The following is a 21,361-nucleotide window of genomic DNA, read 5'->3' on the forward strand; positions in this document are numbered from 1 at the left end:
GGACTTAAAAATTATACAACTTTGAGCAGCTTAATAGCGTCTTAGTGTAAGATGAATAATAATTACAATAATATCATAAGAAGGGAAAAACAAGATGAACTTATTAGCAAGGAAGCTACGGCTGTTTAGTTTGGTTGTTTGTTCTACTTTTATGGCTGTTACGTCAGTCCCACAAGTGATAAGCGCGGATCCCTCATCCGCGAAGCTGAGTGGAATTAAGGAGATTGTTGCCACTTCTGGATTTTGGGGAGGGAGCTCCTTCGCACTGGGGACTGACGGAACCGTATGGTCTTGGGGGAGCAATGTTTTTGGACAATTTGCAAATGGAACTGCAGGTCCTGAAGGGTGGACGATTACTCCCCATAGCATAGCAGCGCTTGATCGTACGAAGCAGTTAGAGATCGGTGGAATTTATTATGTTGCGCTGAACGAAGACGGGACGGTTAAAGCTTGGGGAGATTACCGGGATAAGAATGCTATAGAAGCAGGCAATGGGGTAAGCACTAAACAGCACAAGGTGCTGCTTCCTCAGGTTATCTCTGGGATGACCGATGTAGTCAGTATAGCTTCAGGCATACACAATACATTAGCTTTGAGAAAGGATGGAAGCGTACTCCAGTGGAATCCTCCAGAAATCACTGATGTAGGTTTTACAGAGTTGCCTGCTGCTACCAAGGTTCAGGGTTTAAGTGAGGTAATGTGGGTCGGTAACAGTGACTATCAGGCCGCAATTCGCACCAACGGTACTCTTTGGATTTGGAGCGCTAACCCGCAAATAGAGAATACAAAAGCGGTGAAGAAGCCGACCCCAGTCAAGGATTTATATCATGTGAAGTCCGTTTCTATGAACTGGAGGAGTATACTGGCGTTAACTGAGAATGGAAGTGTCTGGGCAACGGTTGACAGCAATAATAATAACGAAATCATGATGAAGAAGATGCCAGGTCTTACGGATATTGTATCTGTTCAGACGAAAAATGGGTTCAATCTTGTTGCCAATAAAAAAGGAGAATACTGGGTATGGGAAGCTGGCACTTTATTGCAAGGTCTGCAAAAGATCACAGTCATAAAGCCGATCTCCAAACTTACGCTGGATTTAGGTGGCTTTGTAGCTGTTAAAAAAGATGGCACCGCGTGGACTTGGAATACCCAATCATCAACCGACAGTAAATGGGTCTTTACTAAACCTAAACAAATCAAAGGCTTGAGCAATCCGGTTTCTTTTGCCACGGGGGAAAATAGTAAATATGCAGTTTTGAAGGATGGAACAGCAGTAGCTTGGGGGACGAATATGTTTGGTCAACTTGGAATCAGCGCGCTTGATTCACGTCCTTTTACTGTATCTCCTATCTTGAAGCCTGTTACTGTAATCGTGGATGGGAAGAAGATCGACTCCGCACAGTCTGCTATATTCTTGGATGGAAGTGTAAGAGTACCGATCAGGGAAGTGGCGGAAAATCTGGGCTACACCCTCTCATGGGACGGAGATATGACGCTCTCGAAAGAAGGCAAGAAAATCATCTTTAAAGAGGGAGCCATTAAAGTAAGTTATGCATCACTTGTTCCAGCGGCAGCTTTGGCTAAGGCACTAGGTGTTACTGCAGAGTGGAATAGTAAACTGTACCAATTAACGATACAAACAAAAAGATGACTTTCATTTAACACTTATTTTAATATTCTGATGTACAATAAGTGAATTATCTCAATTGAACCATAATAACCAGTCTGGAGTGATAGGTATGGCTTTTACAATATGTGTGTTCGCCGGTTCGAATCCAGGTCTTAATTCAGAATATACAGAAATGGCTAGAGAGTTGGGTTATCATATAGCTGCACAAGGTTGTAGGCTGGTTTATGGAGGTTCAAGAAATGGCCTGATGGGACAGGTGGCAGACGGAGTGTTGGCAAATGGTGGTGAAGTCGTCGGTATCATGCCAGTGGATCTTTTTAAAGATGAAATCAGGCATTCTGGGCTAACGAATCTGATTGAGGTCTCTAGTATGCATGAACGAAAGGCCGTTATGAGCGGTATGGCTGATGCGTTTATTGCCCTGCCGGGTGGTCTCGGAACCTTTGATGAGTTATTTGAAATTCTATGCTGGATGCAGATTGGGATTCATCAGAAGCCTATAGGGCTGCTGAATATAAGAGGTTATTTTAATCCACTGTTAGCCATGATCACTCATAGTGTAAGTGAAGGGTTTGCTCCAAAAAATGCGTTGAAAATGTTAGATATGAACTCTGATCCCGAATATTTGCTTGAACTGATGAGAGGTCAAGTTGATTATAGTAATAAAGGTTTTGGGAACGCTAGATTTCCATCACAGCGTTAGATTCTAGGCTTCCACTGCTATAGGGAGCAAATGAACGGTTTACACAATAAGGACGCAAACACTTAACGGTGATTGCGTCCTTATTGTTATTTTTTTAAAAAATCATTCATTAATAGGGGGAAGGTTTATGATACAAAAATTAGGTTTTGCGATTGACGACCGTTTGTTAATTATTAATGCCGACGATTTTGGAATAACTAAAGGAACTAATGAAGCTATTGTTAACTTATTTGAAGAAAAAGCAATAACATCCACATCTATTATGATCCCTTGCCCAGACTCAAATGAAGCAATGGAGATTGTCAATAGTAAAGGGATAAAGAATATTGGAATTCATCTAACTTTAACAAGCGGCGAGAAACATCTGTATCAACCAGTATTCAAAGAAAGAAATTTAAATAGTTTAATTACGGCGGAAGGATATTTTCATCAAGATGCCACTCTTCTGGAAAGAAACGCTGCTGCTAATGAGGTTAAATTAGAGATGGAATCGCAGATCCAAAGTGCAATTGTACAAGGCATTGATCCAACTCATCTGGATAGTCATGGTGGAAGCATTATGGGGTTATTCACAGGGCGAGATTTTATAGAAATAACATTTGATTTATGTGAAAAGTACCAACTACCCTTTAATTTACCTAGTAGGATCTTAGACCAACCATTTTTTAATAATGATCAATTGAGATTGTTTCAAAAAAGAATTTCTTCAGCAAAAGAGAGGGGGATTTTATTAATCGATGATATAGTTTCTCTTCCATATTGTTTTAACCCCACTGCTGAGTACAGCAAAATGAAAAGGAGATTAACTGATCTATTAAAGAATCTAAAACCTGGAGTAACCCAGTTAACTATACATCCTTCTAAAAAAACAGAGCAGTTAATAGCGATAACGGAATGTTATACAGAAAGAGAATTGGAGTATCTTCTTCTAAATGATATTGAAATTAAGCAAGTGATTAATAATGAGCAAATCAAACTTATTTCGTGGAGAGACATTCGTGATTTACAAAGAGGTATTTAGCACATTGCAAAAAGGGATCATTTAAATTTGTTTAAACAGAAAGTCATAAAAGTGATTAAACTTTGGAGAAGCTGGGTAAGTAACCATATGCAATTAAGCGAAAATAGAAATTTCAGGAACGACACGGAAGGAGGTTAGAATTCAATGAATGTGATGGTACATAATCTTATGGCTTACAATCATCAGTTTTTTAGACCTCAGCCCGTGGTCAATCCTAAACAAGAGAGAGCTAATAAGAAGAAGCAGAGTTTTCAGGAAGTCTTGAATGAAAAAATGAAAGTGTATGGCACATACAAAAATATTAAGTAAGAGCTACTACATATGTCTGCTGAAAAAAGCCGGAACGCATTGATCCCAAGGGTCAGTGTGTTCCGGCTTTTTTTAGGGTCTAACCTCATAAAATTGGCAACTCTTACGAGCGTAATAAGTCAGATCGCTAACCCTCGACTGAATAACTACATCAGAATCGGTGAAGCGGACAACAGTGGCCCCTGAATTCACCAAATGATCGTCCTGAAATACACGAACAGGTAGTTTGCGGTCAACGGCTTCTTGGAAATCGCTGTCTGTTAGCAGCGGGCGGTTAATTGGCATAAGTATTTAACTCCTTTTGATCATTTAATGAAGTTAGAAATAAAAATAGTATAACTGTGGAAGCATGAGAAATCCAATATAAATGAAGCTGACGAACATTCTATGAGCAGCACATTTGGACAAAATTCTATACGCCCATCTCAGACATAACATAGTTATGAATGTATTAAGGGGGTCTAGATATGCATTGGCTTTCCATCATCATTATTGGGTTGGCTTCAAATTTGGATAACTTAGGAATAGGCGTTTCCTTTGGCGCTAGGTCCACAAGAATTACACCATTTTCTAATCTGATTATTGCTGTTCTGTCGATGCTGGCTACATATATCTCAATAACCTCAGGTGAGTATGTGTCAGAATATTTTTCTGAAGCGAATGGAAATGCCATTGGAGGGTGCTTGATTCTGTTTATGGGAATCTGGAGTATTAAAGCTGTGCATAAGAAACCAACTTCAAATGTAAGCATGGATATAGAGAGCAACGTCCTCAGCACAACTTCTACAGATACTGGCTATCGTCATGTTTTAAAATGGCAAGAATCGGTGTGGTTGGGTGTGGCGCTAGCTATCAATTGTATTGCTACAGGCTTTGGAGCAGGGATCAGCGGCGTGAACGCAACATTCACAGCGATCTCAGTGGGTGCCTTTTCGTTTATCACTGTTGCTGCCGGAATGAAAATCGGGAATCGAATGTCCAAAACTTGGCTAGGTAAACATTCTGATCTTATCGGTGGATTGTTATTAGTAGGCATAGGTCTGTATGAAATATTTATTTAAGGAAGGTCAAAGATACGAAGTAAATGTTTAAGACCACATTCAATTGAATGTGGTTTGTTAGCAACGATTTTTGAACGCTTGCTGGAAAATCTAACGAAAACAATCATAAACCGTTAATCGTGGAACTCATATCGACGGCATTGTAGATACAGTTAGCTGCAGCGGTACATTCGTAGTCTCTTAACAATGTCCTACCCTATCACCCGGTTTTTGGATATACTTGGTATATTAATATTTTGGAGGTCAGACATTGAAAAAGAAGATTATCGAAACTTTAGGGCATAATGCTACCGATGACAGCGCGCAAGCTACAGAGCTGGAGAAGAGGCATGAATAGAAAAACACTTTATTTGATGCTCCTAGTCATATCTTTATCAGCATGTTCTTCAAATGTGCAGAATACACCACCGGAACCCACGAAATCACCCGAAGAAGTCAATAAAGCATTATCCGGTCTGATTGAGGAGAGGGATGAGTTTGGAGAATTCTCAGTCTATTATGCACAAACAACCATTGATAACATAGACAAGAATGATTTTTACGTTTATTTCATAAAAAACGAAGAAGGTATTGTCTCAAATCTTCATTATGTGGTTGATTATATAGGTAATCGTGAGATTGACACAAAGTGGATTAAGATTAGAGCAGATGAGGAAGTTTTTGAAGTTACTAATAATGCGGGAATTCTAATAAAGAAATCATTTTCTTATAGTACTGTACGTGAAGTTTATGAAGATACTGTTTATCTTAAAGATTTAAAGATGATAAAGGCGATGGCTAATGCCGAGAAAACAATTGTGCGATTGACAGGATTGGGTTTATACCAGGAAGACATAGTACTGAGTAATCGTCAGAAACAGGCCATGCTAAACGTTCTCAGAGCCTATAAAAACGCTGGTGGGGAAAACAAATTTTATGGTAATGAACTTTGAGTCCTCTTATGAGGGCTTTTTTTAATTGAATCAGAAGTATTTCCACCATAAATCGGAAGTTTGCCTCCTCAAAAAAAGAATATAAACCCTGTACACTAAATCTTGTAAGAGAAACCTTTGAAAGGGGTACAGGGGAATGAATAAAGTAAAACACTTGGCGCTTTCGTTAGTCGCTATCATGCTTGTAGGTTCACTGGCAGCATGCGGAGGCAACAACGCCGAGAATAATGCATCAAGTAAAAATACAGGTAACAACGCAGCAAGCACAAATGAACCTACAAAAGACGAGGGTACTGAGCCTGCTGAGAAAATCGAACTTTCTTTCTGGACACTCGGTAACGTGAACTACGAGGATCTAGCGAAAGAGTACACGAAGGAACATCCAAACGTTACGATCAAGGTTCAAAATACCGGTGACCAAACGGCTCACCATAATAATTTGACCACTGCTTTATCGGCGGGGTCGGGCGCACCAGATATTTTCCAACTTGAAATCGGTTTCATGGAGCGTTTTATCAATGCACAAGATAAATTCTATAACCTGAATGATCTCGGAGCCAAAGATATTCAAGCGAACTATCTGGATTGGAAATGGAAACAAGCCTCTTCCGTAGATGGAAGCTTCCAGCTGGGTCTTCCTACAGATATCGGTCCAACGGTTGTGTATTACAGAACAGATTTGGCTGAAGAAGCAGGATTGCCAAGTGACTCCGAAGGATTTGGCGCAGCGATTGATACTTGGGACAAGTTCGCAGCTGTAGCCAAAGCTTTCAAGGAAAAGACAGGCAAACCGTTTGTAGACCTTACTGATCTTACATTTAACGCATTACGTGACCAATCTGCGGATGAAATCTATTTCAGCAAAGCGGATGGCAGCTTTATCGGAGACACTAATCCGCAAGTTCGCAAAGCTTATGATTTCACAGTTAAAGGTATCCAAGAAGGCTGGATCAGCAATGTGATGCTCTGGTCTCCTGAATGGGGACAAGGGATGAACGACGGATCATTTGCAGTGGTTATGGGACCTGCTTGGATGGCAGGGAATGTTAAGAGTAATGCTCCAGACTCCACTGGCAAATGGAAAATCGCGCAGCTTCCAGAAGGTGCTGGTAACTGGGGTGGTTCGTTCTTGACACTCCCTAAAGAAGGTAAGCATTCTAAAGAAGCTTATGACTTTATCGCATGGATGGATAACAAGGATAATCAACTGGAATCATTCAAAACTAAAGGATTGATGCCTTCTATACCTGCCCTGTACGAAGATCCGGCATTCGTAGATTTCAAGGATGAATTCTTCGGTGGACAACAAACGGCTGTTGAATTTGGTAAAGCTGCTAATCGTGTAAAACCTGTATACTACGGTCCTCTTCATGACCAAACCGATACCTTCTTCAAAAATGCACTGAAAAATGTGCTGGAGAAAAAGGCTGATCCGGATAAAGAGTGGGATGAAGCTGTAAAACAAGCGAAAACACTGGCTGAACGCAGTTAAGATTTCTAATAAAAGCACTCTATTTCTAGAAGGTCCGGATTCATGGAGAACGGTATTCTCTATGAATTCGGATTTATCTGGCATAAACGCTTAGCGTCCTTATAGAGACGCCGAAGATGTTTTTGCTTAATACGTTAGATTACCTGGAGGTGTGACATGGCTGAGCCTGTTATTTCGAGTCCGCATGCCGAGAGCAAGCGCCCGTTTTTAACTGAACAAAGAAGGAGCCGCATCACCGCTTATACTTTCATTTCTCCTTTTTTTATTCTGTTCTCGATATTTGGACTATATCCGATCTTCTTTACGATCTACCTCTCATTCTTTAAATGGGATGCCTTGAATCCTATGAAATTCGTAGGAATGAAAAATTATGAATTGGTCACAAGCGACCCTACCTTTTGGATTTCTTTTAGCAACACCTTAATTATGGGACTGCTCGGAACTGTTCCACAGATCCTATTGGCGCTTTTGATTGCCGTATTGTTGAATTCGGGGATGACTCGTTTCAAGAAAACGTTCCGTGTTCTCTTTTTCATGCCCAATATTACATCTATCGTTGCGGTTACCCTAGTGTTTAGTACGCTGTTTGGGAACAACGGGATGCTCAACTGGATGCTCAGTGGTTTAGGGCTTGATAGTGTGGCCTTCAACTCTGGCTGGTGGGGGGTCAAAATCGCGATCTCAACCATGGTGATGTGGCGCTGGACAGGGTATAATGCCATTATTTTTCTATCAGGACTTCAAAGTATACCGACGGATTTGTATGAAGCAGCCCGTATTGATGGAGCGAACAGAAGGCAACAATTAACCTTCATTACATTGCCATTACTGAAACCGTTCATCGTATTTGTCACTTTGCTCTCGACTATAGGCGCCCTGCAGCTATTCACTGAGCCTTATGTATTCTTAGGACAATCAGGAACGGGATCTACACGTCAGGAAGGCATCACTATGGTTACCTATTTGTACAGCGAGGCATTCCGCAATGGATTCTTCGGTACGGCGGCGGCTACGGCAGTCCTGCTGTTTGTGGTCACGATTATATTTTCTGTCCTTAATATGCTGGTTTCAAGCCGCATGGGTGGAGATACAGGAGGGGGTAAAGCGTGAGTACTGTGCGTCTATTAAAAAAAGATCCGGATGATCTTGGGATTTTCGGCAAAATAGGATTTTATCTCATTCTGATTCTTGGTGCACTCGTGTCCATCTTTCCTTTTTACTGGATGTTTGTAGTTGGCACAAATGATAGGGGCGCAGTATTCCATGTACCCCCTTTGCTTACGGTTGGGAACCAGTTTTTTGATAATTTCCAGCGGGTTCTGGATAAAACGGATTTTTTCCAAGCTCTTGGAAACTCATTATTCGTCTCGTCTATGGTAACCATATCGGTCGTATTTTTCTGTACACTTGCTGGTTATGCTTTTGCTAAATATGAATTCCCGTTTAAAAATATTCTGTTTTACTTTGTAATTGCCACTCTATTTGTACCCCAGCAGCTTGGTGTGTTACCTACTTATGTAATTATGGCCAAGCTCCACTGGATCGACTCTTTCAAGGCGCTGATTGTTCCGGCTATGGTTAATGCCTTTGGGATCTTTTGGATGCGGCAGTATATCTCTACAGCTGTACATACGGAACTGATCGAAGCAGGACGGATTGATGGCGGCGGACATTTCCGGATCTTTTGGAACATCGCCATTCCAGTTATCACTCCAGCTATGGCAACACTAGGCATATTGAATTTTATGACCGTATGGAATGACTTCTTCTGGCCTTTGGTCGTGTTAAAGAACCAAGAACATTTTACAATACAAATCGCGCTCCAGCAGTTATTCTCCAATCGCGACGGTCTGGATTATGGAATGATCATGTCAGCTACGTTTACGGCGACCTTGCCACTGCTGATCGTCTTCCTGTTATTTAGTCGTTGGGTAATTGCAGGACTAACCTCAGGAGCTATTAAGAGCTGATTTTACTTTTAACATTTACAAGGGAATGGGCGGTTTCGTGAAGAATACTAGAGGACAGAGACAGCAGGGGGAAGGGGAATACCATGAAGCTCCGCCGTAAAATCTTGTTCGCTATTATTCTTCTCGTCTTTATTCCAGTGATTCTGATGGGGATTGTTACTTACGTTAACTTCTCTAACGCTATGGAGAAAAAATCAAGTAACTTCTACTGGGTTTCACTGCTCGAAACGGATCGAAAGCTCAAATTCGCACTTAGTGAAATCTCCTCGATCTCAAATTCTGCGATCACACAACCGGTTATTCAACAATCGCTCAAGCAGTCTAACTTTGTGCTCACCTATGATCGCAAGCAGGAACTCAACAACTTACTCATTAATCATCCGATGATTACTTCATTTAGTTTATATAGTAAAGATCGGTTGCTTTATCAATACAATGCGCCGATGTCCTTTGAGGAGATGAAGAAGCAAAGTTGGTTTCATACTATGGAAAACGCTGAAGGGCGCCCCGTATGGTCAGGACCTGGTGAGAATGGTTCGGCGTTATCGGGCCATCCGGTACTTGTGCAAGCCAGAGTAATCAAAGATTATTATTCTCTTGAAGATATAGGCTATTTGGTCGTTAATGTTAAACCTGATTTACTGGATCAGATTTTCTGGGAGGCAGCAACGCTTAAGAAGGGTGATATTCTGCTGGTGAACAAGCTGGGGAATATCGTTTTTAACAAATCCGGTGAACATATTGGGCAGCGCACGGAGTTCCCTTTTTTAGAAAATGATTATGCCAAGGAACAAAACTATTACATCGACAACTATCAGGGGGAAAAATCACTCATAACCTTCCTTCCTTCACATAATAAAGACTGGTATTTGGCAGCGATTACACCGATGAATCTAATCTCTTCGGAATCTATATCTATTCGTAATATTGCGATTATTTTGAGTACGGTTTCATTGTTATCCGCCATTTTGTTTGACCGATATTTTGTTAGAAGGCTCGTTTATAGCATTAACAGCGCGGTCAACGGGATGAAGCGGGTGAAGCAGGGGATATTTACACCTATCACTACACGTTATCGTGCGGATGATGAAAGTGATTTTCTGATTGATGGCTTTAACCGGATGAGCACACAGATCAACGAGTTGATTGTGCAAGTGCAGACGGAGCAGGGTCGCAAAAAGGAAGCGGAAATGAAGGCATTAATGGCGCAGATTAATCCTCATTTTATTTATAATTCACTGGAATCGATTAATTCGATGGCCGTGCTTCAAGGTAATAAAGATATTAGTAAAATGGTCATTTCACTCGGCAAGCTGCTGCGAATCAGTATTAGTCAGAATCAAGAGCTGATACCTCTGCAAATGGAGTTTGAACATGTTCGCCATTATCTGGATATTCAAAAGTTTCGTTTCGAGGATAAATTCTCGTATATTATAAATCTTCCTGAGAGTCTTAGAACGTTTATGACTCAAAAGCTGATTGTTCAGCCCATTGTAGAGAATGCATTGTACCATGCAATTGAGCCGATGGAGGACCCTGGAATCATAGAAATCACAGCCTATGAAATGGGTACGGATATGATCATTATCGTAAAAGATAACGGTCCGGGCTTCGACTTAGCCAAGATGATGAATCTATGGGATAACGAGGGAGGCGGCCAGAAGAAATATAGTGATAGTGGTGTAGGGCTTAAGAATGTTCATGAGCGCCTGAATATCAGATTCGGCAGTCCATATGGCTTACTTGTGTGTTCATCCCCTGGATTTGGTTCAACGATTCGAATCCGAATACCAAAAATACTGCCATAATCGATCATACAGAGGAAACAGGGGGAGATTGACATGAAGTGGTTATTGAAGTGGGGCTGGATGTGGATATATCTAGTGCTGATATCTGGCGCTGTTCTATTTATTACGTTAGGAGATCACGAACCGATTGAAGATAATTCACCAGAAAAAATAACGCTGACTTTCCGTCACTTCTGGATCAAAGAGCATGATCGGCCACTGCTGGCTATCTTTGAAGAGATCGTGGATAAATACCAAATTGCGCATCCGAATGTGAAAGTCAATTTTGAAGGACTAGACCAGACGATACACCGTGAACAAAAGCTGAAAAGCGAGATGGTTACTGGCACGCCACCAGATATGTTTGTTTTATTTGGTGGAGCTGAAATAGAGCCGTACGTGCGCTCCAATCGGCTGGTTGATCTGACTGATTTTGTTCGAGAGAACGGTCTAACCAATCAATTCAAGGATCTGCATCTATGGACCTTTGACAACCATATTTATGGATTGCCCATCGAAGGAAACGCTGAACCACTGTATTTCAATAAGACTATTTTCAACAAGCTTGGTCTAGGGGCGCCTACAACGCTTCAAGAACTCGATGATGTCATACTGAGGCTCAAGGCTGGAGGATACATTCCGTTTGCACTCGGGAACGAGGATCGCTGGCCTGCCGGGATCTTTGCACATTATTTAATGGATCGTTATGCTGGCTCCGAAGTGTTCCAAAAGCTAATCACAGGTGAAGATCAAGCGAGCTTTCAGAATGAGTCCTATTTAAAGGCTTTTGAGCATTTGGATCAATGGATAAAAGAAGGTGCCTTTAGTCCCCAGTCTAATGATCTCTCAACTGAAAATGCAGTCGGTTTGTTTACAAGCGGCAAGGCTGCGATGTATTTAAACGGGAACTGGGATATCAATTTATTTTCTGGTAGTGCGGCTCCAGCAGATTTTCAGAATGAGGTAGGCGTTATTCCATTTCCTGCCTTGAAGCAAGGAGAGGAGCCTTCGATTGCAGGGGGATATACCATCGGCATCGGTCTTTCCTCCGAACTAAATGGAGCTAAACGGGAAGCCGCTTTGGATCTTATGAAGGCTTTTTACACGCAGGAAGTTCAGACCCGAATTGTATATGAAGGACTGAGAATTCCATCCATTCGTATTGCTTTTGATCCGGAGAAGACCGGTCCGGTATTCGCGCAAGTGATGGAAATGATGGAAGTGAACCGCAAGAGCTTTGTGCCTTACGATAACGTATTATCACCTGAAGTTAAGAAAATGTTCCTAAGTGTCATCGAAAAAATGATTAACGAAGAAATGTCTGCAGATCACGCTTTAAAGCTAGTGCAGGCATCATCGATGGAATACTGGAATCTGATCCAAAACTCAAGTGTTCAATAAGCATGGAGGTGCTGGAATGGATGAGATAGAAGAGAAATATAAAGTACTGCTCGTAGATGATGAGCCGATTATTCTTCGTAGTCTAAAAGTAGCTATTCCATGGGATGATCTCCAGATGGAAATTGTGGGAGAGGCTCGAAATGGAGAACTAGCCCTCCGCTTAATAGAAGAAACTACACCGCATATTATAATCAGCGATATCCGTATGCCAGTGATTGACGGAATCACTTTGATGAAGGAAGTATTACCAAAGAATTCTAAGCTGGTATTTATCTTTATAAGTGGTTATGGGGAGTTCGAATATGCGAGAGAAGCTTTGCGTCAAGGAGCCTTTGATTATTTGCTGAAACCCATCGACCATGACGAACTGGTTGAAATGCTATACCGAGCGAAAACGAGGCTGGATGAGCAAAAAGAGAACGATCAGATGATGCATTCCGTTCAGATGCTGTCGATGCTAGCTCGTGAACGGATGTTTGCTGAAATTACTTTGGGAAATGCAAGGCCGCTTGAACACCTGAAATGGCTGGAGAACAGTGAACTTGAGAGTGGATATTTCATGGCTGTTGTCCAATTGGATGATTATTCTGTGCTTACTGGGCAGTGGAGTGTGGAAGAAAAGCGGCTGTGGCTGTTTGCGATCCGTAATATTGTTGAAGAGTGGTCTCTGGAACATGGAGTACTTACAGTCTTTCCTTTTCATAACGGGGAGTGGATATTGCTCTTTCCTGGATCTTTAAGCGCGAGCAGAAGAGAACTAGGTGAACATTTAATTACAGGGATCAAAAGATACTCCAAGTTAAGCTGCTCTGTAGGAATCAGCCGCTGTACACAAGGGATTGATCAATTAAGTACGGTGTATCCATTGGCTGCGAAGGCTTTGTATCAACGTTTCTATTATGGTCTTGCCGGGGTGTATATAGATGAGGAAACAACCTTCGCAGACAATACAGAAGTGAAATATCCAAAAGAGCTGGAGACCTCGTTGATAGAGAGTATTCGTACCTTGAATAGAAACCAAATGTCATCATTGTTTGATGAGTTGGCATTATATATTGAGGCTCAAGCTATTCCTAAAGAGATAGCAGAACGTCTTCTTGTGGAAATGGTTGTTGTGTTATACAGACATTTTGAACATTTGAATCTAAATTCGGATTGGTCTCTACATGGATTACTAAGTAAGCTGCACCATTTGGTTACCTTGAGTGAAATGATGTCTGCGTTGAGGGAAGAATTTGGGGAGCGATTGGATCAAGGTAGTAAACCTGTGAATCGGGAAGATACACGCAGTTCCATCGAGAAAACGAAACGTTATATCGAGAGTAATTACTATAAAGACTTAAGTATTGAAGAAGTATCGGAGCTTGCCGATCTTAGTGTCAGTCATTTTTGTACTTTATTTAAACAAATAACAGGCTATACGTTCTTGGAGTATGTGACTCACTGTCGAATGGAGAAGGCGAAGGATATATTGCAAAGTAGTAATGTGAAGGTATATCAGATCGCTCCACTAGTTGGTTATCAGGATCCGCGATATTTTACTCAAGTCTTTAAAAAAGCTAGCGGTCAGACGCCTACGGAATATCGTGAAGAGCATACGAGGCAGGTTAATTAACGAAGAAGTACACGGATTGCATAGCAAAAGGGGGGAAATAGGGCATAAGTATGACATTTATCATACCCTTTACTTGATGTTTATGACTTATAGGATGACACTTTATCTCCTATACTTAGGATAGATAAAAAGATCCTTAGCCAGACACATCAAGGAGGAAACGATAAAGATGACTACAAAACAGACATCACAGCTCTCCAGTCTTAAAAAAAGTGTAGCCCCTTACGAAAAAAACGACCGCAACGCGAGCATAAGACAGCTCATTAATACTTTAGGGCCACTTGTGCTGTTATGGGGCGGAGCTTATTTCTCTTTATCCGTTTCCTACTGGCTCACCCTTTTGTTGGCCATTCCTGCAGCAGGATTTGTAATCCGAACTTTTATTATTTTCCATGACTGCACACATGGTTCGTTCTTTAAGAATCGTAGGGCGAATGACATTATCGGAACGATTACAGGTGTACTTACACTTGTTCCTTATCGGCAGTGGAAGCATAGTCATTCCATTCATCACGCCAGCTCCAGTAACCTCGATAAAAGAGGGATTGGTGACATATGGATTATGACTGTCGATGAATATGAAGCAGCTTCATCCTGGAAACGTCTGTATTACCGGATTTACCGTAACCCACTCGTGATGTTCGGTTTAGGACCTATTGCTGTTTTTATGATTCAATATCGGTTTAATGCTAAAGGCGCTAGACGTAAAGAACGGATGAATACCTATTTAACAAATGTATCTATCGCAGCTCTCTACGGTTTGCTTATTTGGGCGATCGGCTGGCAAGCCTTTATCATGGTGCAATTGCCAATAGCCTTTGTATCCGGTTTTCTCGGAATATGGTTGTTCTATGTTCAGCATCAGTTCGAGGATTCCTACTTCGAGAATGAATCGGAGTGGAGTTATGTTATGGCTGCAGTAGAGGGAAGCTCATATTACAAGCTACCTAAGCTATTGCAATGGATCACAGGGAACATCGGGTTCCACCATGTCCATCATTTAAGTCCAAAGGTACCCAACTATAATTTAGAAAAAGCACATAATGCTACGCCACCATTGCAAAAGGCGACGACCATAACGCTTAGCACTAGCTTGAAGGCTCTACACTTCCGTCTTTGGGATGAGGAGAATAAGTGCTTCATCAGCTTTAAAGAGGTAAAGTCGAGACTAAGCAAACCTAAGGTAGCGGGAGAAGTCCTGCAAGTTCATAAGACTAGACTCCAAGGAGAATAATAACTATAGGTTCGAACAAAATAGGAGTATAAAGAAAGGTTAGAGCCGGAGAAATCATTCGTGGCTCTAATCTTTTTCTATTTATCGTAGTGGTTCAACAGATTTTCACTGAATTTGTGCTAGAATAAGGAGAGTAATGTATGGTAAAAAGGAGAGCGGTCATGCAAAAGTGGCATCATATTTTTCATAAAAGCACAGGTCTCAGCCCTTATGTGTGGGTCGTTTTTTACATTCTACCGTTTTATTTTATATTTCGCTCCTCCTCTACCTACCAAGTAGTTTGGGGAATCTTGATGATTGCTGTATTTTTTGTTTGTTATGTGCTTTCCTTTGTTTCTAAGGGGTGGCTGGTTTATTTCTGGACGAGTGTCCAAATTATAGTTTCTATAACAATGACGCTTTTGTTCGGATATATGTATTTTGCGCTTTTTTTAGCCTTTTTTATTGGGAATATACAGAATCGAGTAGGGTTCTTCACACTGTACTCTATTCATCTGTTAACTACGATCATTACAATCAATTATGAGCTGCTCTCGCGTAATTCAGTGTTTATTAGTCAACTACCGTTCGTGCTAGTAAGTATGATTGCAGTGATTCTACTTCCAATCAGTACGTATAACCGAAATAATCAGGGCAAGTTACAAGATCAATTGGAGGATGCGAATAAGCGAATCTCCGAACTCGTTAAGATTGAAGAACGTCAACGGATTTCGCGAGATCTTCATGATACATTAGGTCAGAAGCTTTCATTAATTGGTCTGAAGAGTGATTTGGCAGGAAAGCTAATCGACTCTAATCCTACCCAAGCAAAAGCAGAGATCAATGATGTTCGACAAACGGCGAGAAGTGCGCTGAAAGAGGTTCGTGAGATGGTTACGCGAATGCGTGGCATTCGGCTTGAAGATGAACTTATTCATATTCAGCAGTTTCTTGCAGCTGCTGAGATTGATTTTAAGCTGGAGGGAAATCCGAAGCTAACCAATACCTCATTGATAACTGAAAATGTGCTAAGCATGTGTATAAAGGAAGCTGTCACTAATGTTGTGAAGCACAGCGGGGCAAAGTCTTGCTCTATTCAGATTAACCCCTCACGCACGGATCTAGTCATTAAAGTGAAAGATGATGGGACCGGTATACCTGGAAATGATCTTTATTTTAAAGGTCATGGGCTGCAAGGCATGAGAGAGCGTCTTGAATTTGTGAATGGCTGTATGGATATCGTGAGAGATAGCGGGACTACAATTGTGATTAAAGTACCCAATGCATTCAAACATCAGGAACAGGAGGTCATCCTATAATGATTAAAATTGTAATCGCTGAGGATCAACGAATGCTCCTCGGGGCGTTGGCTTCTTTGCTTGATTTAGAAGAGGATATGAAGGTCGTAGGCCGAGCAAGTAATGGGGAAGAAGCTGTTGCAATGGTTCAGCAGCTTAAACCGGATATCTGTATTATGGATATTGAGATGCCGGCAATGAGTGGTCTCGACGCTGCAGAAGCCCTGAAGACTAGCGGCTGCAAAACGATGATATTAACGACCTTTGCCCGGGCGGGATATTTCGAACGTGCGCTCAAAGCGGGTGTTCATGCTTATTTGCTGAAGGACAGTCCTAGTGAAGAGCTGGCACTCTCTATCCGGAATGTTATGGCAGGCAGACGCATGTATGCACCGGAGCTGATGGATGAAGCCTACAGCGGTGAAGTGAATCCATTGACTCAGCGGGAGAAGGAAGTACTCGGCCTGATCGCCGATGGCAAAAATACGAAAGAAATTGCCAGCGAGCTGTACATTACCACCGGTACGGTACGGAACTACATTTCTGTTATCCTCGATAAGCTGGATGTGGGAAATCGGATTGAAGCGATCACTCGATTTAAGGAAAAAGGCTGGTTTAAATGAAAATATTAAATTTTTTAATGTTATTTTGATGTTAACACTCGCCAAATGTTCTCGACCCGTATATCATTAATTATCGGCCTATTATTCACAATAGGACAGTTAATCAAAAGGAAGTGTATTTTCTGATGTCAAGAAAGCTAAGAGCCGGCATAGTTGGCGGCACAGGTATGGTAGGACAACGTTTTATTGCCCTTCTAGAGAATCATCCTTGGTTTGAAGTAACTGCGATTGCTGCCAGTGCGAAATCTGCTGGGAAAACGTATGAAGAATCGGCCAAGGGCAGATGGAAGCTATCCACTCCAATGCCTGAGAACGTGAAGAATATTATGGTTCAAGATGCTTCTAAGGTAGAAGAAGTAGCTGCGGACGTAGACCTGATCTTTTGCGCAGTAGACATGAAAAAAGAAGAGATTAAAGCGCTCGAAGAAGCTTATGCTCGTACGGGTACTCCAGTTATCTCCAATAACTCAGCGCATCGTTGGACACCGGACGTGCCTATGGTTATTCCTGAGATTAACCCAGAGCATCTTGAGGTTATTGCGCAGCAAAGAAAACGTCTGGGAACTGAGACTGGTTTCATTGCGGTTAAACCTAACTGCTCCATTCAAAGTTATGTGCCTGCGCTTCATGCACTTAAAGAATTCAACCCTTCTAAAGTTGTAGTCACCACTTACCAAGCAATTTCGGGTGCGGGCAAGACTTTTGCTGACTGGCCTGAAATGCTAGACAACGTGATTCCTTACATTGGTGGCGAAGAAGAGAAGAGCGAGCAAGAGCCATTGCGCATCTGGGGAAGCGTACAAGAGGAAGGCATCGTAAAAAGTGAAGCGCCGACGATTACTTCGCAGTGTATCCGTGTGCCTGTAGCGGATGGACATATGGCTGCTGTATTTGTTTCTTTTGAGAAAAAGCCATCCAAAGAAGAGATTCTGAAACTCTGGAATAGCTTCAAAGGACGTCCTCAAGAGCTTGAACTGCCTAGCGCCCCTAAACAGTTCATTACTTATTTCGAAGAGGAGAACCGTCCACAGACCAAACTGGATCGTGATATTGAGAATGGTATGGGCGTATCGACGGGCAGACTTCGCGAAGATGCCATCTATGATTACAAATTCGTAGGTCTCTCCCATAACACCCTGCGCGGAGCAGCTGGCGGTGCTGTATTGATCGCTGAGCTTCTGAAAGCAGAAGGTTATATTCAGCCTAAATAAAATGGATAAGCTGTAAAGCTGATTCGAAATAGACACCTCATCAAAGCTTAGTCTTTGATGGGGTGTTTTTTAATGGGTTGATTTGGTAAAATAAGTTAGGGAAGGAGCTGATATACCTGTATAAATATTTATTAGCTTTTTTATGGTTACCTTTAATACTATTCACAAGCGGATGTACATCATCAACTCAAGAGGAGCAAGAGTACGGAATATCTTCTATAAATGCTGAAATTCCTATTCCTAAGAAAGCAAAGGAAATCGAAGTGACAACAACTTCAAGTAACCCCAATATAAAAATAGGCGTAAAATACGAATTGGATAATATAGGGGGAGAACAAGGTCTCTATCGACCTGACCACTACTTTAATAAATTAGAGGATGCTGGCTGGGTGGAGTTGGAGGACAAGCGGTTAGGGCATGTGCAATTTTTCGAAAAAGAGGGTACTGTCATCGCGATTGAAATACATGAAGATACCTTTGATATTCATGAAATGAATAAAGATGCTAAATACTAATCAGAGCATCGTTAGACGAAGCTGAGCTATTACTTAAACAGAAAGTTTGAGAGTGTGGTAAAATAGATGAAGTGTATAAACTATACGAATTCTGAATGACTGACGGAGTGATAAGATGGGTGCAAAAAGTAAAGGTGGCGGCACGGGCAGAGGTACGGGGAGTAAGGGCTGGACACGCTGGAACAAAACAGCAAAACCAGTTAAACCTGCAAAAGGTGCTCCAACCACGGGTCCAGGCGCTAAAGATGCAAGTGGAAGCAAGGGCAATAACGTGAAAAAAAGCGGAAGCTCGAAATAGCTCCCTTGAAATCAATTATTCCTGAAGGTTAACATCTGATTTTGATCGTTAAAATCAGGTGTTTTTTTATGGATAGATGCAAGTATCAGTATCAGAAGGAAAGTAGGATCATCAGTGAGAATCGATAAATATATAAGTGAAACAGGCTTCTGTTCCAGAAGGGAAACGAAACGACTCATTACCGCAGGGCGGATCGCTGTTAACGGCATCGTCTGTGATGGGAATATTCTTTTAGAGCCAGAGGATATCGTATGGATTGATGGAGAGCCCATAACAAGCAGTAAAGGGGAGCCGGTATACCTCGCGCTGAATAAACCGATAGGCATCACCTGTACAGCTGCGCCAAATGTAGCTGGGAATATTATAGATTTTGTAGGTTATCCCTCACGGATCTTTGCGATCGGCAGATTAGATAAACACTCGGAAGGCCTCATTTTGTTAACCAACGATGGAGATATCGTAAACAAAATGATGCGTTCCGAGAATGGGCATGAAAAAGAATATGTAGTTCATGTAGACAAGCCAATAACGTCAGAGTTCATACATGCCATGTCTAGTGGTGTGGATATTCTTGGCGTCACAACAAAACCTTGTGAGGTCTCTCGGGTCGCGGAATGTCAGTTTAGAATTATCCTAACTCAAGGCCTTAATCTGCAAATACGTAGAATGTGCAAGGAGTTAGGATATAGAGTACTAAAGCTAGAGCGTATAAGAATCATGAATATTACACTTGATAGTTTGGAGCGAGGACAATGGCGGCATTTGAGCGGAGAAGAGCTGAGTGAGCTTATGACCCGCTTAAATTAACTTCGTGAACAAATCCTCTGGCTGCCAAGGTGATGTCTTCAGCGCCCGCAATAGCTGAGATAACGGAGATACCGTCCGCACCCGCAGCTAGTACTGGTGCTGCATTGTGCACCGTGATCCCGCCTATGCCAACCAAAGGAATCGTAATGCCGCTGTTTCGTATTTCTTCAATAACTGATGTGCCTCGAACAGCTTGGGCATCCTCCTTGGAAGAGGTAGGATAAACAGGACCAATGCCCAGATAATCGGCTCCATCCGCTATCGCCTGCCGAGCTTCGGCGAGCGAATGAGCGGACACACCAACGATCTTATCCTCGCCAAGCAGCTGCCTAATCGCCAGCGCAGGGGTATCATCTTGTCCTACATGAATGCCGTCCGCATCAAGGGCGATGGCTAGATCAATATCGTCATTAACGATAAAAGGGACTCCGTTAGCACGACATATCTTTTGGAGCCGTCTTCCTAAATTAAATTTAACTTGTGCAGTTAATGCCCCCGTACCTTTTTCACGAAATTGGAACATCGTTATGCCTCCCGCGACCGCTTCTTTTAATACCTTGGCTGGGGCTATCCGACAATTCACACTGCCCATAATGAAATAGACTTTTAATAAATCCCGCAGTTGATCACTGTCTATTTGCTTCAAGGTTCATCCCTCGCAATCTATTCTGATATGCAAAATGATTCGTAGGTCCATGTCCAGCCCCTATGCCCAGCTCGTCTTCAATCGCCGCTTGTATAAAAGCTTTAGCTATGTGTGTTGCTTCGGGAACGGTTTTGCCCTTAGCAAGCTCGGCAGTGACTGCTGCTGAATAGGTGCAGCCTGTGCCGTGCGTGTGTCTAGTCTGAACTCGTTGACTCTCCATAAAGATGAATTCGTGACCATCATATAGGAGATCCACAACAGCCGTAGTTGAGGTATCATGCCCACCTTTTAGCACTACATAGTTAGAGCCCATGGCATGAATGAGTTTAGCCGCTTCTTTACGATCGTCTATAGTAGTGATGCTTCTGTTGGTAATCATTTCAGCCTCTGGAATATTGGGTGTCGTCACTAAGGCTAGCGGGAGGAGATGATTGATTAAGGACTGAACAGCTTCTTGCTGTAGCAGCGTGGAACCCCCTTTAGCAACCATCACAGGATCAACTACAAGATTACGCCAGCTGTATTGCTGTATCTTCTCTGCTACGATACGTATGATGTCACTGTTAAAAAGCATCCCGGTCTTCACAGCATCCGGCTTCAGATCAAGTCCAATGGAATCAAGCTGCTGAATAATAGCTTCCAGTGTCAACGGATAAACGCCTTGAACTCTGAGGGTGTTCTGGGCTGTCACAGCCGTAAGAGCACTCATTCCATATACAGAAAGCTCCTGAAAGGTTTTTAGATCTGCTTGGATGCCAGCGCCACCACCGCTATCCGATCCGGCTATAGTTAAAGCTTTATATATCATCATTGTTCACTCCTTAGGGTT

Annotated in this window: 22 protein-coding genes; 19 read left to right on the forward strand and 3 right to left on the reverse strand. The window is 42.1% G+C overall.

What is annotated here, in order from left to right; all coding sequences use genetic code 11:
* The first annotated feature begins 94 nt into the window (after positions 1-94).
* The 4 genes from NST34_RS12850 (at position 95) to NST34_RS12865 (ending at position 3,663) form a co-directional block, all read left to right on the forward strand.
* Positions 95-1,651: a stalk domain-containing protein gene (locus NST34_RS12850; RefSeq protein WP_341127935.1), complete on the forward strand. Its 1,557-nt coding sequence runs from the start codon at positions 95-97 to the stop codon at positions 1,649-1,651.
* Between the two features lie 88 nt (positions 1,652-1,739).
* A complete protein-coding gene (locus NST34_RS12855) occupies positions 1,740-2,333 on the forward strand; it encodes an LOG family protein (protein ID WP_339247522.1) in 594 nt (197 codons plus the stop codon).
* A gap of 127 nt (positions 2,334-2,460) precedes the next feature.
* Complete coding sequence (locus tag NST34_RS12860) at positions 2,461-3,354, forward strand: polysaccharide deacetylase family protein (RefSeq protein WP_341127936.1); 894 nt, start codon at positions 2,461-2,463, stop codon at positions 3,352-3,354.
* A 144-nt stretch (positions 3,355-3,498) separates the two neighbouring features.
* On the forward strand, positions 3,499-3,663 hold the full coding sequence (locus tag NST34_RS12865) for a hypothetical protein (protein ID WP_179085705.1): 165 nt from the start codon (positions 3,499-3,501) through the stop codon (positions 3,661-3,663).
* Positions 3,664-3,735: 72 nt separating this feature from the next.
* Here NST34_RS12865 and NST34_RS12870 read toward each other — a convergent pair whose 3' ends face one another.
* Complete coding sequence (locus tag NST34_RS12870) at positions 3,736-3,948, reverse strand: hypothetical protein (protein ID WP_042187476.1); 213 nt, start codon at positions 3,946-3,948, stop codon at positions 3,736-3,738.
* 182 nt (positions 3,949-4,130) lie between these two features.
* Between NST34_RS12870 and NST34_RS12875 the strand changes: the two genes are divergently transcribed.
* The 15 genes from NST34_RS12875 (at position 4,131) to NST34_RS12945 (ending at position 19,886) form a co-directional block, all read left to right on the forward strand.
* Positions 4,131-4,724 (forward strand): manganese efflux pump, encoded by a 594-nt coding sequence (locus tag NST34_RS12875; protein ID WP_076282874.1) that lies wholly within the window; start codon positions 4,131-4,133, stop codon positions 4,722-4,724.
* A 329-nt stretch (positions 4,725-5,053) separates the two neighbouring features.
* Positions 5,054-5,656: a hypothetical protein gene (locus tag NST34_RS12880; RefSeq protein WP_341127937.1), complete on the forward strand. Its 603-nt coding sequence runs from the start codon at positions 5,054-5,056 to the stop codon at positions 5,654-5,656.
* 136 nt (positions 5,657-5,792) lie between these two features.
* Positions 5,793-7,148 (forward strand): ABC transporter substrate-binding protein, encoded by a 1,356-nt coding sequence (locus NST34_RS12885; protein ID WP_341127938.1) that lies wholly within the window; start codon positions 5,793-5,795, stop codon positions 7,146-7,148.
* A 156-nt stretch (positions 7,149-7,304) separates the two neighbouring features.
* Complete coding sequence (locus NST34_RS12890) at positions 7,305-8,258, forward strand: carbohydrate ABC transporter permease (RefSeq protein ID WP_076299431.1); 954 nt, start codon at positions 7,305-7,307, stop codon at positions 8,256-8,258.
* Positions 8,255-9,118 (forward strand): carbohydrate ABC transporter permease, encoded by an 864-nt coding sequence (locus NST34_RS12895; protein WP_076282871.1) that lies wholly within the window; start codon positions 8,255-8,257, stop codon positions 9,116-9,118. Before NST34_RS12890 ends, NST34_RS12895 begins: the two co-directional genes overlap by 4 nt.
* Positions 9,119-9,201: 83 nt before the next feature.
* Entirely contained in the window at positions 9,202-10,926 is a 1,725-nt protein-coding gene (locus tag NST34_RS12900; RefSeq protein WP_341060568.1) for a cache domain-containing sensor histidine kinase, read from the forward strand.
* Between the two features lie 33 nt (positions 10,927-10,959).
* On the forward strand, positions 10,960-12,306 hold the full coding sequence (locus NST34_RS12905; protein ID WP_076282869.1) for an ABC transporter substrate-binding protein: 1,347 nt from the start codon (positions 10,960-10,962) through the stop codon (positions 12,304-12,306).
* A 16-nt stretch (positions 12,307-12,322) separates the two neighbouring features.
* Positions 12,323-13,921, forward strand: a complete 1,599-nt coding sequence (locus NST34_RS12910; RefSeq protein ID WP_341127939.1) for a response regulator — start codon at positions 12,323-12,325, stop codon at positions 13,919-13,921.
* A 169-nt stretch (positions 13,922-14,090) separates the two neighbouring features.
* Positions 14,091-15,155 carry a fatty acid desaturase gene (locus NST34_RS12915; protein WP_042187494.1) on the forward strand — a complete coding sequence of 355 codons (1,065 nt, stop codon included), beginning with the start codon at positions 14,091-14,093 and terminating at the stop codon, positions 15,153-15,155.
* A gap of 161 nt (positions 15,156-15,316) precedes the next feature.
* Positions 15,317-16,453 carry a sensor histidine kinase gene (locus NST34_RS12920; RefSeq protein WP_341061130.1) on the forward strand — a complete coding sequence of 379 codons (1,137 nt, stop codon included), beginning with the start codon at positions 15,317-15,319 and terminating at the stop codon, positions 16,451-16,453.
* Positions 16,453-17,055, forward strand: coding sequence for a response regulator transcription factor (locus tag NST34_RS12925; protein WP_042187498.1), 603 nt, complete (start codon positions 16,453-16,455; stop codon positions 17,053-17,055). The genes NST34_RS12920 and NST34_RS12925 overlap by 1 nt, the downstream gene beginning before the upstream one ends.
* A 125-nt stretch (positions 17,056-17,180) precedes the next feature.
* On the forward strand, positions 17,181-18,266 hold the full coding sequence (gene asd / locus NST34_RS12930) for an aspartate-semialdehyde dehydrogenase (RefSeq protein ID WP_076282867.1): 1,086 nt from the start codon (positions 17,181-17,183) through the stop codon (positions 18,264-18,266).
* 263 nt (positions 18,267-18,529) lie between these two features.
* Positions 18,530-18,781, forward strand: a complete 252-nt coding sequence (locus tag NST34_RS12935) for a hypothetical protein (protein ID WP_076282866.1) — start codon at positions 18,530-18,532, stop codon at positions 18,779-18,781.
* Positions 18,782-18,896: 115 nt separating this feature from the next.
* Positions 18,897-19,079 carry a DUF3934 family protein gene (locus NST34_RS12940; RefSeq protein WP_042187505.1) on the forward strand — a complete coding sequence of 61 codons (183 nt, stop codon included), beginning with the start codon at positions 18,897-18,899 and terminating at the stop codon, positions 19,077-19,079.
* Positions 19,080-19,193: 114 nt separating this feature from the next.
* A complete protein-coding gene (locus NST34_RS12945) occupies positions 19,194-19,886 on the forward strand; it encodes a pseudouridine synthase (protein ID WP_341127940.1) in 693 nt (230 codons plus the stop codon).
* Here the strand turns inward: NST34_RS12945 and thiE are convergent.
* Both thiE and thiD read right to left on the reverse strand, forming a co-directional pair.
* Positions 19,867-20,523, reverse strand: a complete 657-nt coding sequence (thiE, locus tag NST34_RS12950) for a thiamine phosphate synthase (RefSeq protein ID WP_143764012.1) — start codon at positions 20,521-20,523, stop codon at positions 19,867-19,869. The two genes, NST34_RS12945 and thiE, sit on opposite strands and share 20 nt — an antisense overlap.
* On the reverse strand, positions 20,513-21,340 hold the full coding sequence (gene thiD / locus NST34_RS12955) for a bifunctional hydroxymethylpyrimidine kinase/phosphomethylpyrimidine kinase (RefSeq protein WP_341129538.1): 828 nt from the start codon (positions 21,338-21,340) through the stop codon (positions 20,513-20,515). The genes thiE and thiD overlap by 11 nt, the downstream gene beginning before the upstream one ends.
* Between the last annotated feature and the right edge of the window lie 21 nt (positions 21,341-21,361).

The sequence above is a fragment of the Paenibacillus sp. FSL H7-0714 genome (genome assembly GCF_038003765.1).
Lineage (GTDB): Bacteria > Bacillota > Bacilli > Paenibacillales > Paenibacillaceae > Paenibacillus_AQ.